Origin of the sequence: Sphingobacterium sp. UBA5639, assembly GCF_002421245.1 — a bacterium.
GTDB lineage: Bacteria > Bacteroidota > Bacteroidia > Sphingobacteriales > Sphingobacteriaceae > Sphingobacterium > Sphingobacterium multivorum.
Map to the genome: position 1 here is coordinate 60670 of NZ_DIJR01000034.1, position 15955 is coordinate 76624.

At 40.1% G+C, this 15955-nt stretch carries 14 protein-coding genes; 9 read left to right on the plus strand and 5 right to left on the minus strand.

What is annotated here, in order from left to right; genetic code table 11:
• Positions 1 to 2: 2 nt before the first annotated feature.
• Positions 3 to 1469 carry a sigma 54-interacting transcriptional regulator gene (locus B4Z90_RS21635; protein ID WP_115048110.1) on the plus strand — a complete coding sequence of 489 codons (1467 nt, stop codon included), beginning with the start codon at positions 3 to 5 and terminating at the stop codon, positions 1467 to 1469.
• Between the two features lie 95 nt (positions 1470 to 1564).
• Here B4Z90_RS21635 and B4Z90_RS21640 read toward each other — a convergent pair whose 3' ends face one another.
• Entirely contained in the window at positions 1565 to 2287 is a 723-nt protein-coding gene (locus B4Z90_RS21640; RefSeq protein ID WP_115048112.1) for a DUF3667 domain-containing protein, read from the minus strand.
• 315 nt (positions 2288 to 2602) lie between these two features.
• On the opposite strand from B4Z90_RS21640, the gene B4Z90_RS21645 reads away from it, so the two are divergent.
• The 8 genes from B4Z90_RS21645 to B4Z90_RS21680 all read left to right on the plus strand — a co-directional run bounded on the left by B4Z90_RS21645 (position 2603) and on the right by B4Z90_RS21680 (position 10643).
• Positions 2603 to 3019: a MarR family winged helix-turn-helix transcriptional regulator gene (locus B4Z90_RS21645; protein WP_115048114.1), complete on the plus strand. Its 417-nt coding sequence runs from the start codon at positions 2603 to 2605 to the stop codon at positions 3017 to 3019.
• 17 nt (positions 3020 to 3036) lie between these two features.
• Positions 3037 to 3381 carry a GIY-YIG nuclease family protein gene (locus tag B4Z90_RS21650; protein WP_115048116.1) on the plus strand — a complete coding sequence of 115 codons (345 nt, stop codon included), beginning with the start codon at positions 3037 to 3039 and terminating at the stop codon, positions 3379 to 3381.
• 1 nt (position 3382) lies between these two features.
• On the plus strand, positions 3383 to 3808 hold the full coding sequence (locus tag B4Z90_RS21655; RefSeq protein ID WP_070568634.1) for a DUF1330 domain-containing protein: 426 nt from the start codon (positions 3383 to 3385) through the stop codon (positions 3806 to 3808).
• A 252-nt stretch (positions 3809 to 4060) separates the two neighbouring features.
• Positions 4061 to 6001, plus strand: coding sequence for a family 43 glycosylhydrolase (locus tag B4Z90_RS21660; protein ID WP_115048118.1), 1941 nt, complete (start codon positions 4061 to 4063; stop codon positions 5999 to 6001).
• Positions 6002 to 6443: 442 nt separating this feature from the next.
• On the plus strand, positions 6444 to 8324 hold the full coding sequence (locus B4Z90_RS21665; RefSeq protein ID WP_115048120.1) for an MGH1-like glycoside hydrolase domain-containing protein: 1881 nt from the start codon (positions 6444 to 6446) through the stop codon (positions 8322 to 8324).
• A gap of 142 nt (positions 8325 to 8466) precedes the next feature.
• On the plus strand, positions 8467 to 9321 hold the full coding sequence (locus B4Z90_RS21670; RefSeq protein ID WP_115048122.1) for an AraC family transcriptional regulator: 855 nt from the start codon (positions 8467 to 8469) through the stop codon (positions 9319 to 9321).
• A 259-nt stretch (positions 9322 to 9580) separates the two neighbouring features.
• The gene (locus B4Z90_RS21675; RefSeq protein WP_201303512.1) at positions 9581 to 9964 is read left to right on the plus strand and encodes a hypothetical protein; all 384 of its coding nucleotides are present in this window, start codon (positions 9581 to 9583) and stop codon (positions 9962 to 9964) included.
• Between the two features lie 325 nt (positions 9965 to 10289).
• Positions 10290 to 10643 (plus strand): YtxH domain-containing protein, encoded by a 354-nt coding sequence (locus B4Z90_RS21680; RefSeq protein ID WP_115048125.1) that lies wholly within the window; start codon positions 10290 to 10292, stop codon positions 10641 to 10643.
• 205 nt (positions 10644 to 10848) lie between these two features.
• Here the strand turns inward: B4Z90_RS21680 and B4Z90_RS21685 are convergent, their stop codons facing one another.
• The 4 genes from B4Z90_RS21685 to B4Z90_RS21700 all read right to left on the minus strand — a co-directional run bounded on the left by B4Z90_RS21685 (position 10849) and on the right by B4Z90_RS21700 (position 15600).
• Positions 10849 to 11010 carry an NAD-dependent epimerase/dehydratase family protein gene (locus tag B4Z90_RS21685; RefSeq protein ID WP_115048126.1) on the minus strand — a complete coding sequence of 54 codons (162 nt, stop codon included), beginning with the start codon at positions 11008 to 11010 and terminating at the stop codon, positions 10849 to 10851.
• A gap of 196 nt (positions 11011 to 11206) precedes the next feature.
• Complete coding sequence (locus B4Z90_RS21690) at positions 11207 to 13012, minus strand: ABC transporter ATP-binding protein (protein WP_115048128.1); 1806 nt, start codon at positions 13010 to 13012, stop codon at positions 11207 to 11209.
• Positions 13012 to 14754, minus strand: a complete 1743-nt coding sequence (locus tag B4Z90_RS21695; RefSeq protein ID WP_115048130.1) for an ABC transporter ATP-binding protein — start codon at positions 14752 to 14754, stop codon at positions 13012 to 13014. The genes B4Z90_RS21690 and B4Z90_RS21695 overlap by 1 nt, the downstream gene beginning before the upstream one ends.
• Before the next feature lie 24 nt (positions 14755 to 14778).
• The gene (locus B4Z90_RS21700) at positions 14779 to 15600 is read right to left on the minus strand and encodes an ATP/GTP-binding protein (protein WP_147282022.1); all 822 of its coding nucleotides are present in this window, start codon (positions 15598 to 15600) and stop codon (positions 14779 to 14781) included.
• Between the last annotated feature and the right edge of the window lie 355 nt (positions 15601 to 15955).

The following is a 15955-nucleotide window of genomic DNA, read 5'->3' on the forward strand; positions in this document are numbered from 1 at the left end:
ATATGGATTACACGAAGATTACAACATTTGGTGCATTAAAAACTTCGGGTTATAAACCTAAAACAATAAAAGAAGAATTGCGTCAGAATCTGATTACAAAAATAAAGACGGGTGAAACCGTGTTCAATGGGGTACATGGTTATGAAGATACCGTAATTCCAGAACTTGAAAGAGCAATACTTTCCAAACACAACATTAATTTCTTGGGCCTTCGCGGTCAGGCGAAAACACGTCTCGCTAGGCTCATGGTCAACTTATTGGATGAATATGTGCCTGTGGTTCAAGGTTCAGAGATTAATGATGATCCGTTTGACCCCATATCGCGTTATGCGATAGAGTTGCTGAAGGAGAAAGGCGACGATACACCGATAAGATGGCTTGGTAGAGGTGATCGTTTTGTGGAGAAACTGGCTACGCCTGATGTGACAGTAGCTGATTTGATCGGTGATGTAGATCCCATCAAAGCCGCAAATTTAAAACTGAGCTATGCAGACGATCGGGTGATTCATTTTGGTATGATTCCTCGGGCAAACCGTTCTATATTTGTCATTAATGAGCTACCTGATCTTCAAGCTAGAATCCAGGTAGCCCTCTTCAATATATTACAGGAGGGAGATATTCAGATCCGCGGTTTTAAGTTACGCTTGCCGTTAGATGTACAATTTATATTCACAGCGAATCCGGAGGATTATACCAATAGAGGAAGTATTGTGACGCCGCTGAAAGATCGCATTGGATCGCAGATACTTACACATTACCCCGCATCGGTTGAGATAGCAAAGGCAATTACTGCGCAGGAGGCGAACTTGGAAGTGGCCCAGAAGGAGCAGATATATGTCCCGGAGCTGGCTAGGGAATTGATTGAGCAGATAAGCTTTGAAGCACGAAATAGTGAATATGTTGATGGAAAGAGCGGCGTGAGTGCGCGTATGAGCATTACAGCATTTCAAAACTTATTAAGTACCGCTGAATTACGCATGCTCCGAAGTGGGGAACAAGCAACAGCAGTACGGCTGAGTGATTTTATGGGTATTGTGCCTGCGATAACCGGCAAAGTTGAGCTCGTTTATGAAGGCGAGCAAGAAGGAGCGGGTGTCGTTGCAGTGCAGCTGATAGAAAACGCGATTAAAAGCCTTTTCCCGATTTTATTCCCAAAAATTGAGAAACTGGAAAGAGAAAACGAGCGTTATCCCTACGATGATATTGTTCGTTGGTTTTCGGAATCAGAAGGAATCGAATTATCTGATGAACTCAACGATTTGGCGTACGGGCAGGTTTTGGATCAAGTGAAGCCTATCCATGCTTTAATTCAGCAATACCAACCGGAAACGAAACCCGAAGATCTCCATTTTCTGACTGAATTCGTTTTATGGGGACTTACCCTCAACAATAAATTAAGTAAATATAGACTGGGGTCCGGCCTTCAGTTTCAAGATAATTTTCAGGGATATCTGAGAAATAATCTGTAACAGGCAACGAGTAATAGGATGGGTAAGTTTACAGCGCAAACTTACCCATCATGTTATTTTAAAAGGTTTCACAAGGACGGAAAAAGGAGGATAACCTATCTTTTCATTAAAATTAAGTCTATCGATAGACCAATAATAACGACGACAACAGTAAATGACAGATAACCTAAAATATAAACAGCGAGCGCTTTTAAATAACTGGGTATTTTGTAGGGGTCGAAAAATTGTCCAATAGCCCAAACGCTATATACCATAGCGACGATGCTAGCCTGTACCATAACACCTGTATGTGTTACACCTTCAACTAATGCAAAAATAGTATAGATCAACATCGTGATTCCCAAAATAAAACACAGCAGGATAACAATTTCAAAAAAATTAAAACCGTATTTATTAAAAAATAGTTTCGCCCAAAAAGCGATAAACAATCCTATCATGATATTGGCGTAACCATAGTGATCCTGGATCCAGAGGTATATCGAACCCGTAGTAGAATGTTGGGATTCGTAATAGCTCACATATTTGTCGTTTACATGAAAAAAATGGCTTACTACAGAGTATATCAGCGAGGTGATGATGATAAAAATAATGGGTTTTACCAGGCGACTCCTGTTCTCGGCAATATATTTTTTTACATTTTTTCCGGGTGTAGTAATGAGTTCACGAATCGTGTACAAGATGCCGCGCTCGAAATGAAGGACATGCTCAATCTCGTGGACGATATAATGCGCATCAATTCTTTTAAGGACCGCTGGCTGTCCGCATTTCGGACAGAAATTCAGCGTTATATCTGTCCCACAGTTTTTGCAATTTGTCATATTTATACTATGCTATAGGTAATAAATTTGTTAATATTTGAGGATTCTTTCCTTTCCATGTTCTGAAAATCGTTGGCTTTAGCCCCCTGTCGATTAGAATTTGTCCAAAAATATTATAGATTATGTCAATCAAGGCTACACCTAAGTGTAGTTTTATACCAACCAACTTCTCTCGTAAGGAAAATAGATTTATTGCGCTGTCGTGCGCGCTGTTGGCAGAATCTTTTATTCTATTCGGCCATTTAAATAAAACTGTTATATTTGCATAATACTTGACTACTCAAGTATTATGCAAATAACAAGAACAATAATATTATGAACGCGATTAATACGATTCTGAACATTGTAAAAGTTCAATCTGTCATCACCAAAAAGTTTGATGGGTTGAGCTTGCATGGACTAAGTCTGACAGACTTTATGATCCTACATATTTTAAGCCAGGTTCCCGGTAACCGGCTACGGCGAATTGATCTGGCTGAAAGTACCGGTTTAACAGCCTCAGGAATTACACGGATTATTTCCCCCATGGAAAAGATGGGGCTTGTTGTAAAAGAGCACAATGATAGAGATGCCCGGGTCAGTTATGTGAAGCTTACGGCGGCTGGTGATCGAATTTTAAAGGAGGCGACTGTTACAGCTGAGCACATCGCCAATAAGCTATTGGACGGAATGGCCGTAACAGATCTCCTTATTTTTGCTGCGCAATTGAAGTCATTGGGCGGAGATTTATAATTTTAATTTAAAAACACATGAACAAAATAGATAAAAAGCAATTGAAAGCCGAATTCTTGGACAGTAAACCATTGATGGGAGTGTTAACAATTTACAATAGGGCCGAAAATAAAACATATATCGCAGATAGCCTGAATTTAACGGCTCTTTCCAACAGAATCAGATTTATGTTAAACATGGGGCAATTTGACAATAAAAATTTACAGGCGGATTGGAACCAATTGGGCGAGGGAAATTTCCTGTTTGAAAATGCAGTTATTATTCCATTTGAAAACGACAAAATCATTGATTATAAAAGAGTCGTACATCATGCTGCAACTGAGTTGAAGAGTAAAGTGAGTGAAACAACAAGTATCTATTGATATGGCAAGAAAGACGTATTTGTATCCGAGTTATGAAGCCGGAAGGAATCTGGCATTGAAAAATATCCAAGGCCCCATTGTCAATCTCAATTTAATTCAGTTGAGGAAAATCGCGGACTATACTAATTTTCCGGAGATTGCGCCAATCAAAGAAATTTCGGGATACGATGCTTTCATGAATTATATAAAGCTAGCCAAACCTTTTGTGGAAGAAAGCGGCGGTGAGCTACTTTTTGTTGGGCATGGTGACCAGTTTCTGATAGGCCCCGATCAGGAGCAGTGGGATATTTGTCTGCTGATCAAACAGCGAAGTGTGTCCGATTTTTTTTCATTTGAACAAAATCCAGCGTATATGAAGATTATAGGGCATCGTACTGCAGCAATCTTGGATTCAAGACTTTTACCTCTGGAAAATGTCCCGTTTTAAACGGTACTTACCATAAAAATATCGCCTATTTAAATAATAAATGTATATTTGACATTAATAAAAGTAAACCTCGTATCGTATTCTTCTACAGCTTCGTGGAAAAGTGTTTTTGAGCAAATTTAAATTTGTGTTGAATATCCCTTCGATCAAGATAATTTGGAATTTGTGCATTAAATAATCCATTGTTAAGGTGTAATAAAGAAGGTTTACTTGGCAAATGAGCATTTAGAAAAACCTAAAAATTGATCAAACATGAAACTAAAACAAATAGGGGTATTGAGTATTGCATTAATGAGTTTTACCAATGTCATAGCGCAAAAAATATACAATGCAGATAAGGCGGCGGGTTATCTTTTTGCATATTTTGAAGGTTCGGGGGATAAAAATACACAAGAGCAATTGCGATTTGCAGTCAGTCAGGATGCGCAAAACTGGGTTGCATTAAATAACAATAAACCTATTTTGTCATCGGCGGATATATCCCAAACGGGAGGGATTCGTGATCCGCACATCCTTAGGGGAGAGGACAAAAAGTCATTTTATATGGTCGCAACTGATATGTTTACGATAAAGAATGGGTGGGGAAGTAATCCGGGTATTATTTTGATGCGATCTGATAATCTGACGGACTGGAAACACAATACTGTTGACCTGGCAAAGTTATACCCTAAAAAATTTAAGAACGTAAAATGGGTATGGGCACCACAGACGATCTACGATCCGGCTGAAAAAAAATACCTGGTGTATTTTACGGTGAAATCGCATGAGAATGATAAACTTGATTTTTACGGGGCCTATGCGAATAAAGATTTTAGTGGCTTTGAAAAGGAACCTACTTTATTGTTCAGTCCAAAATTTGGCGGTATTGATGGCGACATTGTCTATAAAGATGGGCTATATCATTTTTTCTTTAAGGGTAATACAAAAGATGGTGCCGGAAAAGAAGTAAAAAATGGAATTCAGCAGGCGACAAGTAAATCCTTAAAAGGACCATGGAGAGAAGACTTTCGGTATCTCGATGCCTACGCAGACACGTCTGTTGTTGTCGAAGGATCTAGCCTTTTTAAGTTGAATGGAACAAACGATTATATCTTGATGTACGATTTGTATGCGAATGGAAGATACGAATTTCAGCGCACAGATGATCTCTTTAATTTCTCTTCAAAACCTGAACCTTTTCATAAGAATTTTAATCCGCGACATGGAAGTGTGATTTCAATCAGCAAGGAAGAGTCTCGTCTTCTGAACAATAAATGGGGCGGTGCACCTGGTGAATTGCTAGCTCCTGTGGCTGCGGATGACCGGTATCATTTTACCGCAAAGGGAAATCCGATTATTAAGCATCATTTTACGGCCGATCCGGCAGCATTAGTTAAGGGGGATACACTTTGGTTGTATGCAGGTCATGACTTTGCAGGAGGTCAGAAAGGCTATAAGATGAAAGACTGGATCGTTTATTCTACAACGGATTTAAAAAATTGGACGGAATATCCCGTGTCTTTGCGCATAAGTGATTTTACCTGGGCAAAAAGCGGCGATGCATTTGCGGGACATGTTACCGAACGTAATGGAAAATATTACTGGTACATCAGTTCCAATTGGTCCGGAATAGGTGTCGCTGTAGCAGACAGACCCGAAGGTCCCTTTAGCGATGCATTGGGAAAACCCTTATTGACCAACAAAGACTGTTTTGCTTCTTCCCATTCCTGGGCCTGTATCGATCCAGCTGTTTTTATTGATGATGATGGTCAAGCCTGGATTTTCTGGGGCAACCGCGAGTGTTACTATGCAAAGCTCAAAGAAAATATGGTTGAGATTGATGGCGAAATAAAACAGGTGAATTTTGAAGGACTAGCTTTTACGGAAGCACCATGGGTTCACAAGCGCAATGGAAAATACTATTTGAGTTATGCCACGGAATTTCCGGAGAAGATCGCTTATGCCATGGCCGATAAGATCGAAGGTCCCTATATCTATAAAGGAATTCTGAATGAAATAGCAGGCAACAGCAATACGAACCATCAAGCAATTGTCCCTTTTAAAAACCAATGGTATTTCATTTACCATAATGGGGGAATTAATCCAGATGGAGGCAGTTTTAGCCGTTCGATATGCATAGACACCCTAAATTACCGTCCAGATGGTACAATCCATAAAATTAAAATGACAACGGAAGGACCTACCGGAGACTAAGCATGAAAAAGCCGGCGAGCAAGTTAAAGTGGCTGCCGTAGAAGGTGGGGTAAAGACCGGTTTAATAAATTAAAAATGTGGAACGACAGCGTCGTTCCACAAAATGTTTTTCAGTGTAGTATTGTAGGATTCTTTTTACAGTATTCTTATCGAATCAATTCAGAAATTTAAAATGATGAGATAGGCATCTCCATTCATTTCGGCAATTACTTCTCTTGAGTCAAGTTTACTTATGGAACAAATGTAGCTTAGAACAGCAGTAGAAAGAATATGAAAAAGATACTTTTTTATGTGAAAATGGGAATATTTGAGTTTTATATAAATACGGTTGTTGCAATATCATACATTGTATCAATTTTACGTCGATTTGTTCCACCATGCTTAATTGTCATAAAAATTCTGTTGATTAGGTCTTTGTTCCAGTTCTATTCCATACAACCATATGAAAAGACAACATCGTTCCGTTTTTTTAAATTCTATTGTTTTAAGCAGCACAGCCTTTTTGGTTCTAGGTGCTCTTTTTTCCTGTTCGAGTAACCGGGGATTTTCTGGGAAGCAGGAGTCGATATATCAGCTTGAACTTGATCGTTTAAAGGAAGTGGCGAAAAATAATCTAACAGATAATATAAAGGAGTTTAATGCTTTCGAGCACCGGCCAAAATCGGACGGAGCTTTTGACGAATCCAACAACAAAGACTTTTTGGTCAATAATATTCCGTATTTTGAGAGTTCCAATGATACCCTAAATCGCGTGTATAATTATCGTTGGTGGATGATCAGCAAGCACCTTCGGGATTATTACGATCCACATGATTCAAAGAAATATTGGGTTATAACAGAATTTTTCGGGTATCCCGCCTGGGGATCCTTGAGTGGAGCGATTACCTGCCCAACAGCGCATCAGTTTTACGATGTACGTTGGCTTCGTGATCCAAAATACCTTCGATCTTATGCCGAATATTTTATGCTTGGATCAGCTTCCAAATTAAATCAACGGGAAAACGGTAATTTTTTGACCCATTTGAGCAGGCCCGAAAGTGTTCATTTTTCCAGCTGGATGGTCGATGGTATTGAATCATTTTTAAAAATTCATCCCGATCAGGCCTGGACGCAAAAGATGCTTCCCGCAATGGAGAACCATCAGCACCTTTTGGATAGCCTATTCACTGTGAAAAATCCCGATGCGAAGACCAACGGCATGTACAAAATTCTGGATCTGTACGATGGTATGGAATTCAGCCTTTCGGCGGTGCTTGGCTTGATTGAGAGTAAAGGGCCCTATGCTATTTATACCGATAGTACATGGAGGGATCTTTATTTAGGTTGGGGGACGACAGAAAAGGCTGCAAATACGACTGCGGCGAAAGACTTTCCATTGGCCTTTACCAAAGGTTATCCTGATTTTTATCTGGTGCGCCCATCCGTTGGAAGCTATTCCTTTGGGAATACCAACGCATTGTACAATCTCTATAGACAGGAAGAGCAACATCATCCTTCGATTAAGAATAAGGCGAAAGCAGATTACTATAAATTCAGAAGCCAGGAAATACAGCGGAAATTTCTCAGGACACTTTGGAATGCAGATGATGGTTTTTTTTATACCTTGACAGCCGGAGACAATGCCTATGGTGTACGGGATTACGAAGCGCGGGTGCGGGAATCCATTGGTTATACCCCGTGGTATTTCAATATGATACCGCGTGAGGATAATAAAAAGTATGAGGTAGCTTGGGCGATGTTTACTTCCGAAAAAGGTTTCAATAACCATAAAGGAATGACCACGGCCGAAAGACAACATCCCTATTATAATGAGCAGGCTTATGCCTGGAACGGCAGAGGATGGCCTTTTCAAAACTCAGTCGTCTATAAAGCATACAGCAACTATTTAAGAAATTATAAAAATCAAATCACTGCGCAGGACAAAGAGACCCTGTACGAACAAATTATGAAGCTTACACGGCTCCACGGTTATGCCCACCCAAATATCGGTGAATGGTATATACCAAGTGATGGTCAGCAATTTGGCGGGCAGAATGATTATTTTCATTCAACCTATCCAGACATGATCATAGCAGATCTCATTGGATTTAAGGCATCCCATTACAACAGCTTTCAGGTTCAGCCGCTGATACCTGCTGGCAAAATGGATTATTTTTACCTCGGAAACTTAGCCTATCACGGGAAAACAATAGACATTGTCTGGAAAGAAGACTGGGATCAAAACAAACCTGGAAAACAGTCTATGTTATGTGTTTGGGTAGATCATGTTTTAAAGGCAAGCAGCAAAGATCTTGGTGTTAAAATAGACGTAAATTTAGACTAATATTAACAGGTGTTTAACGAATTTAAAATACATCGATTGGAAGAATCTATTTTAACGGAATTTTAAAAAATAAGACTCGATTGCACAACTGTCATTTTAATTATACGGAACTCAATCGTTAAATTTGAGAAATTGAGCGGCAATGGTAAATGATTACAAAAAATATGAGCTATTTGGAAGACCGATGATGCAAAAAATTGCATTGAAGGCACCATTTACGTTTGAATTTCCAGTAGCGGAACAGGCTTGCTTCCTCTATGTGCTGGAAGGGGAGATGCAATACCAGGCAAATGACGAAGAGCTAACTATTGCGAAGCATTATTCCTTATTGCTGAATTGTATTAATTCTGGAAAACGAATCCACGATGTGAATCCAACGCGTGATTGTCAGCTGTTAATCGTCACTTTTTATCCAGATACCTTGAAGAAAGTTTACGATAGAGAGTTGCCCTCGTTGCTGCTTGAACCCGAAAATACCATTTCAAACCAATCAAAAGAAAAAATTGACAATAATTTTCTGATCCAGAAATATGTGGAAGGCTTGCTGTTTTATTTTGAAAATCCTTCATTGATCAATGAAGATATACTGGTGCTCAAATTAAAAGAAATTATATTGCTCCTGTCCCAAACGAGAAACGCGTCGGTCATACGGGTGATATTATCACAGCTTTTTTCTTCAAGTACCTATTCTTTTAAACAGATCATTGAAGCCAATCTCTTTTCCCAATTGACCATTGAGCAGCTTGCGGAACAGAATAATCTGAGTGTTTCTTCATTTAAAAGAGAGTTTGCCAAATTATATCAGGATACACCTGCCAGTTATATCAAAAATAAGAAGCTCGAAAAGGCGGCAGAGCTCCTTTTAGTTTCCGATCAGCGTGTTTCCGAAATTGCCTTTAACTGTGGATTTAACGACCTCGCAACATTTACAAAGAGTTTTAGTGACAAATACCACATATCGCCAACAAATTATCGTCGACAGCTTAAAAGCAACTAAAAATCAATGGTGACTTGTATATAGTATTCCATTTTGATCGAGGGGACCAAGTTTTCTCCAATAAGATTGTAGTCCTGTTTTTTGAACTAAAACATCAAATCTTTGAACGAAATCAAAAAACCATTTTCCTTATTCTATTGCAACTTTGTAGTGTTTCATTAAAGGGTAGTTATTCCATGGACTGTACCGTGAAAGCGTGACAACGACCTTACATTACAGGAACATTTATTTGAAATTATCAACGTTAAAAATAGAAAAAATGAATTTATCAGGTTTAGGAGTTTTCCACACAGTTATTGGTCTTACAGCACTTTTAGGCGCTGTATTAGGATTTATCAGCTATGGTAAGATCAATCTTACAGTATTATCGGGGAAGTTATATTTTTATGCGACAGCCATCACTTCTCTTACGGCATTAGGAATTTCGAAACAGGGCGGCTTCAATGCTGGACATGTTTTTTCACTCTTCATCTTGGTTCTTGTCACGGTAGCCTATTGGCTGCACGCAACGAAGAAAAGTAGTACGAAGTCTCAGTATTTTGAGAATTTTCTATGGTCATTTAGTTTCTTCTTGTCGCTGGTGCCTACTGTTAATGAGACCTTTACCAGAGTTCCGGTCGGACATCCCTGGCAAAGGATATAAATGATCCAATTATTGGACAGACCCTTCTTGTCCTCTTTGTGCTTTTTATTATTGCGGTCATTTTTCAATACTTCAAACAAAAGAAAATTAACACTGAATTGGGGTCAGAACTAAAAAATCGAATCCAGTAGATCTATTTGATCCGGGCCGTTCCCGAACGATCATCTTTAGCGCTTTTCGATTCATGTGATGCTGTAATCTAGTTGTACACTATTTAAAATATGACAAACTAATCTTTTGCTTTTTTTGTTTGGTCTTGTAGAAGTTTAACAACATAATCATTTTGAAATATATGCTTAATTACGATTGTCTAAAGAATTTAAAGATGTGCAATGGAAAAAATAATTCAACGGGATTACTTCTCGCAATGGTGGCGGGAGCAGCAGTTGGTACATTGGTCGGTCTATTAGTGGCACCGAATAGTGGAAAAAAAACGCGGAAAAAAATCAAGGAAAAAACAAGAGACCTCAATGAACAGGCAAAACACACATTCGAAGAAGTAGCCGATAAAGTGAAAGAAGAGTATGATCATGTGTCATCCTCGATTAGCGAAACAGCAGGCCATGTGGCTGATAAGGTCTCAAATGAATTTGATAAGTATAAAGATCAAATAAGTGAAAAGACCGCCGAAGAAACTAAAGCGATTAAAGATACAATTAAAGATCAAAAAGGAAAATAATCTTTGTTGTTTCAAACAGCAGACCGGATAATAGCTATTGCTTGGTCTGCTGTTTATTTTTTGATCTCCGCCCCTAAAATTATAATGTCCATACCTAGATGGACCGTTTTACTGAATCCAACGGCCATTCGATGGTCACGGTTAGCTTTCACTAACTTAGTGAAAGCCCGCTCGAAATTCCAGGGGCGAAAGTTTGGTTTTTGTTTTAAACAAGATCGCCACGGATTACCTGAGCACCTAAATTGGTGATTATTTCTGCTGATTTTTCTGAGCGTGCTAAACCAGATACTTGATGTCCCGCATCGATCATTTCTTGAACAACTGCTGAACCTATGAAGCCCGAAGCTCCAGTTATAAATACTTTCATAATCTTTTTTTTCTTGAGACAAAGTTCTGTGTAAAGTTGACGGCAGATGTATCCAAATGTCAGAGTGTTGTAGCCATCTTTCAGAAAATCGATGATCTCGCATTTTGCAAGCCGCCGTACTTTTCAAAAAAGATCTTCTGCCAAGAAATAAATACAGTATTCACGAAATAAGCAGGGTGTTAAAGCTTCGGGATGATCAGTCGAACTGTCCCATATACAAACGATAGTATTTACCTTTTTGCTTTAGCAATTCTGTATGCGAACCGAACTCGGCGATTCTCCCTTTTTCGATCAGACAGATGACGTCGGCATTCTTGATGGTCGAGAGTCTATGGGCAATGACGAAGCTTGTTTTGTTTTGCATTAACCGGTCAATACCTTCCTGAATAGCGATTTCAGTTCGTGTATCGATCGAGCTGGTCGCTTCATCCAATATTAAGATTGGCGTATTGGCAATAGTTGCCCGGGCGATGTTAATTAACTGCCGTTGTCCCTGACTCAGATTGGCTCCATCATTGGTCAATTCGGTTTTATACCCTTGTGGCAATTGCATGATAAAGCTATCCGCTGCGGCAAGCTTCGCTGCCGCTATCACTTCATCATCTGTTGCGCTGAGCCGGCCATACCGGATGTTTTCCATAACCGTATCGGTAAACAAATGGGTGTCCTGAAATACAATAGATAGTTTTTTACGCAGTTCATTGCGATCCAGCTTAAAAATCGATGTCTTATCTAGCAGAATATCCCCGGATAGCAAAGGGTAGAAGCGAGGCAGCAAATTGATAATTGTCGACTTACCGGCACCAGTTTCACCCACAAAAGCGATCTTTTGACCTGGTTTTACGTCGATGTCGATATCAAATAAAACCTGTTTTTCCGGTACATAACCAAAATTTACATGCGATAGTGTCACTTGGCCCTGCACCGGGGCCGGCATTGCCTGCGGATCGACCGTTTCACTTTCAGGAGCCGTGTCAATAACGGCAAAAATACGTTCTGCGCCCGCCAACGCTGCCTGTAGGCTATTGTATTGGCTAGAAATCTCATTGACAGGCCGTCCAAATTGCCGTGCATACTGTAAAAATGCAGTTAATCCCCCTAAATCGAATCCACGTGTGATCACTAGAATACCACCTGCGATGGTAGTCAGCGCGTAGTTAATGGTGCTCATATTCGCCATCAAAGGCATCATCATGCCAGAATAAAACTGTGCCTTTGTTGCTTTTTCCCGGAGCACTTGATTAAGCTGTTCAAATTGTTCGATGGCGGCGTTTTCGTGCCCGAAGACCTTCACCACTTTTTGTCCGCTGATCATTTCCTCTACATAGCCATTGGCATTGCCGAGTGCAGCTTGGTTGGCGGCAAAAAAACGCTTGCTTTTGTTGATGATCAGTTTCGCTAGATATAACATCAGTGGGATCATGATCAATGCAATAATAGATAGGATAGGGCTGATATATACCATGAGCGCGAGTGTTCCCAGCAAGGTAATTGAGCTGATTAAAAGCTGTGTAATGCTATTATTTAGGGCGTCGCTTACGGTATCCATGTCATTGGTGAAGCGACTCATCAGATCACCATGTTGATGGGTATCGTAAAACTGCAAAGGTAGGTACTGCATGCGGTCGAACAGCTCATTTCGGAGGTTGGAAATCGTTTTCTGTGCAACTTTTATGGTCAGCCGGTATTGCAACATGTTGAAAATTCCTGTAGCGATATAAATTCCGATCATGACGAGGGCGATATGTCCTAGACCAACAATATCTTTTTTAAGTACATAATTGTTGATTGCAGGCCGTAAAAGGTAGTTGCCCGCTAGTGTTCCCGCAGTTCCCAGCAAAAGTGAAATTAAAATCAGCAGGAGCATCAGCCGTTGCGAAGACAGGTAGCGCATCAATCGCCATAGAGCCCTAAATCCCTGTTGAGGCTTTTCATTTTTAATGCGTCTTGAACTTCCGGGACCGGGTAAACTCACGGGGATGGATTTGTTTGAGGTACTCATTAGGCTTCTTCTTTTTGCAGGTGTTGGGACTGATAAATTTCCTGATAGATGGTATTTGTTTGCAGAAGTACCTCGTGTGATCCGGAACCGACAATGCGGCCTTCTTCCATGACCAATATCTGGTCGGCGTGCATGACGCTTGAAATACGCTGTGCAATAATCAATTGTGTGGTATCCTGCAGATAATTTTTTAAACCTTCACGTATTTTCCGGTCGGTGTCGATGTCCACAGCACTTGTACTGTCGTCCATAATTAAGATTTTAGGTTTCTTCAATAAAGCCCTGGCAATACATATGCGTTGTTTTTGTCCTCCCGAAACATTGACGCCTCCTTGTCCTAGTAGCGTGTGATATCCGGCGGGGAAGGAGCGTATAAAATCGTCTGCACAGGCAGTCCTGGCAGCAGCATAAATATCCTCATCCGTTGCCTGCTCATTTCCCCATTTGAGATTTTCTAAAATAGTTCCTGAAAAAAGTTGATTTTGCTGCAAGACAATCGCAATCTCGCTGCGCAGTTCCTGTAGTTGGTAATTTCTGACATCGATGCCATCGACCAACACGCTACCTTCAGACACATCATACAGTCGTGGGATTAATTGTACCAACGTGCTCTTTCCGGAACCTGTGCCACCTATGATAGCTAAGGTACTCGCAGGCTTCACGTCGAAGCTAATGTTGTCGAGGTTGGGTTTCGCACTTTGTTTGTTGTACCGAAAAGTGACTTGCTGAAAGGCGATCCGTCCTGCTGTGATAGCGTATCTGTTTTGGAGACCTTCCACCGTATCCGATAAGGAAGGCTGTTTCTCTAAAACTTCTTCAATTCTATCACCCGAAGCGATTGCCCTTGAAATCATCATGAAAGTCAATGAGAGCAACATCAAAGAAATAAGGATCTGCGTGATATAACTTAGAAAGGACATCAGTCCACCAAGCGCAAGCGTTCCGGTCATTACTTTCTGTCCGCCAAACCAGGTCACGGCAACAAGCGACAAGCCCATCACCAATTGCATAACAGGCATAATAAGGACAACGATGCTTGAAGCTTTGGTCGCAACATCCATCAGGTCGAAATTGACTTTGTCGAATTTCTTTTTCTCAAAATCCTGGCGGACAAAAGCTTTTACCACCCGCACATTGAGTAGATTTTCCTGCACAACACTATTGACACGATCGACCGCCTGCTGCATCTTGATAAAAAAGGGGAGCCCTTTGCGTAATAATATGAAAATGCTTAAGGCTAATATAGGCAACGCAATGGCCATTACGATCGACAGATCCTTATTTATAGAAACCGCAAAGATAATGGCAAAAACCATCATAAGGGGTGCCCTTAGGAGCATACGCAAGCACATCATCATGACTTGCTGCATCATATTGGTGTCGTTGGTGAGCCGCGTAGTAAGCGACGCCGAACTGAAATAATCGGTATCCGCAAAAGCAAAAGATTGTATTTTTCGAAACAGGGCAGTCCGGAGATTCGTCGCAAAACCCACAGATGCATGTGCAGAGTAATAGATGTTGCACAAATTGGCAACGATGGCAACGATGGCTAACCCGATCATGGCCAATCCAATTTTCAAAATGTAGTTGATATCTTTATGCAAGATTCCGTCATCGACAATAATAGACATTAGACGAGGTTGTACAATTTCGCAAAACACATCAATTACAACGAAAAAGGGAATAATCAAAAAAGCCTTTCTAAATGACTTGGTATAAGGGGTAAACGTGGAAAGCTTCATCTACTTGTATATCCATTAAATCATTTAGTCCAGTTTGTATGCCTGAACGCTGTTACTCCTAACGGTAGGCACATAAAGCATACCCGAAGATTTGTCGTAACCGATATCGGCAGCATTTATCTTCTTGTCCCGTGTATCAAGCAATACCGTATTGGAGCCGTCAGGTTTGACATGATAGATCAGTCCTTGCCAGCCCGAAATTACAAATTCGTTGGGTTTAATTTGTACGACACCGTCCAATCCACCTTCCATACCTTTCGATATTACAGTGGTTTTTTTATCCTGATCTATCTTAACAAGAGCACCATCCGATAACACATACAAGTCTTTGCCGACAGCCAGCAGTCCGTTTGCACCTTTGAGATTTTCGGCATATAGCATAGGGGCGTCATTTTCAATGCGATATACTTTTCCAAGTCGCGTATCACTCACATAAACAATACCCTTTGAGTCAACTGTAATGTCATTGAGCAGCTCAGCACCATCGATGGTAATTCTTTTAACGATGCTTGCTTTATCTATATCGATGACGGCAATCGATTTAGCGAATGCTTCCGCTGCATAGAGCCGGTTTTTGTAGATTCCTATGCCCAAAACAGCATTTAATCCTGTCACCCAATCTTTTTTGATAAATTTTCCGTCCATATCCAGTTTACTGATGAATGCCGTTGTGTTAGGTTCGAAGGCAATCGTATTTGAAACATAGAGTACTTTGTTTTTGGCATCTACCCAAACGGACTCTGGAGATCTTAGGGTAGTGTCCGATTGCCATTGAGGCGTTAAAGACTTCTGTCCAAACAGGACTTGTACAAACATGATAAGGGTTAATGTTAACGTAATTTTCATAGAAAATCGGATTGGTGTTTATATTAGTTTAATTTATTCGAGTTAAAAAACGACTACTCAAATGAACTTTTGGTCTTCTGTTAAAGAATAAATAGTTGTAGTCAAAAAAACCGACCATTGAGCTCCTTTAATATACAGCATTTAGATCGTATTGTTTTCTTTTTTCGAAAGAAAACCCCATCAGATCGCTTAGATCAATACTTCTTTATAGATAAATTGCTGTAATATTTCTTTTCAATATACGGCAAAATTGCTTTAGGCCCACCAATATATTTATAAATAATTTTTCGTTTCATACCGATTTATAGAAGCTATTAATTTCTTGTTAATAGTTCATTAATGGTACCTCATAACT

What these genes read in the sequence shown, in the direction of transcription:
- B4Z90_RS21660 (WP_115048118.1), top strand. Translation starts at nt 4,061, where the DNA reads ATGAAACTAAAACAAATAGGGGTATTGAGTATTGCATTAATGAGTTTT.
- B4Z90_RS21635 (WP_115048110.1), top strand. Translation starts at nt 3, where the DNA reads ATGGATTACACGAAGATTACAACATTTGGTGCATTAAAAACTTCGGGT.
- B4Z90_RS21650 (WP_115048116.1), top strand. Translation starts at nt 3,037, where the DNA reads ATGAACAAAATAGATAAAAAGCAATTGAAAGCCGAATTCTTGGACAGT.
- B4Z90_RS21645 (WP_115048114.1), top strand. Translation starts at nt 2,603, where the DNA reads ATGAACGCGATTAATACGATTCTGAACATTGTAAAAGTTCAATCTGTC.
- B4Z90_RS21675 (WP_201303512.1), top strand. Translation starts at nt 9,581, where the DNA reads ATGAATTTATCAGGTTTAGGAGTTTTCCACACAGTTATTGGTCTTACA.
- B4Z90_RS21640 (WP_115048112.1), bottom strand. Translation starts at nt 2,287, where the DNA reads ATGACAAATTGCAAAAACTGTGGGACAGATATAACGCTGAATTTCTGT.
- B4Z90_RS21700 (WP_147282022.1), bottom strand. Translation starts at nt 15,600, where the DNA reads ATGAAAATTACGTTAACATTAACCCTTATCATGTTTGTACAAGTCCTG.
- B4Z90_RS21685 (WP_115048126.1), bottom strand. Translation starts at nt 11,010, where the DNA reads ATGAAAGTATTTATAACTGGAGCTTCGGGCTTCATAGGTTCAGCAGTT.
- B4Z90_RS21665 (WP_115048120.1), top strand. Translation starts at nt 6,444, where the DNA reads ATGAAAAGACAACATCGTTCCGTTTTTTTAAATTCTATTGTTTTAAGC.
- B4Z90_RS21655 (WP_070568634.1), top strand. Translation starts at nt 3,383, where the DNA reads ATGGCAAGAAAGACGTATTTGTATCCGAGTTATGAAGCCGGAAGGAAT.
- B4Z90_RS21680 (WP_115048125.1), top strand. Translation starts at nt 10,290, where the DNA reads ATGTGCAATGGAAAAAATAATTCAACGGGATTACTTCTCGCAATGGTG.
- B4Z90_RS21690 (WP_115048128.1), bottom strand. Translation starts at nt 13,012, where the DNA reads ATGAGTACCTCAAACAAATCCATCCCCGTGAGTTTACCCGGTCCCGGA.
- B4Z90_RS21670 (WP_115048122.1), top strand. Translation starts at nt 8,467, where the DNA reads ATGGTAAATGATTACAAAAAATATGAGCTATTTGGAAGACCGATGATG.
- B4Z90_RS21695 (WP_115048130.1), bottom strand. Translation starts at nt 14,754, where the DNA reads ATGAAGCTTTCCACGTTTACCCCTTATACCAAGTCATTTAGAAAGGCT.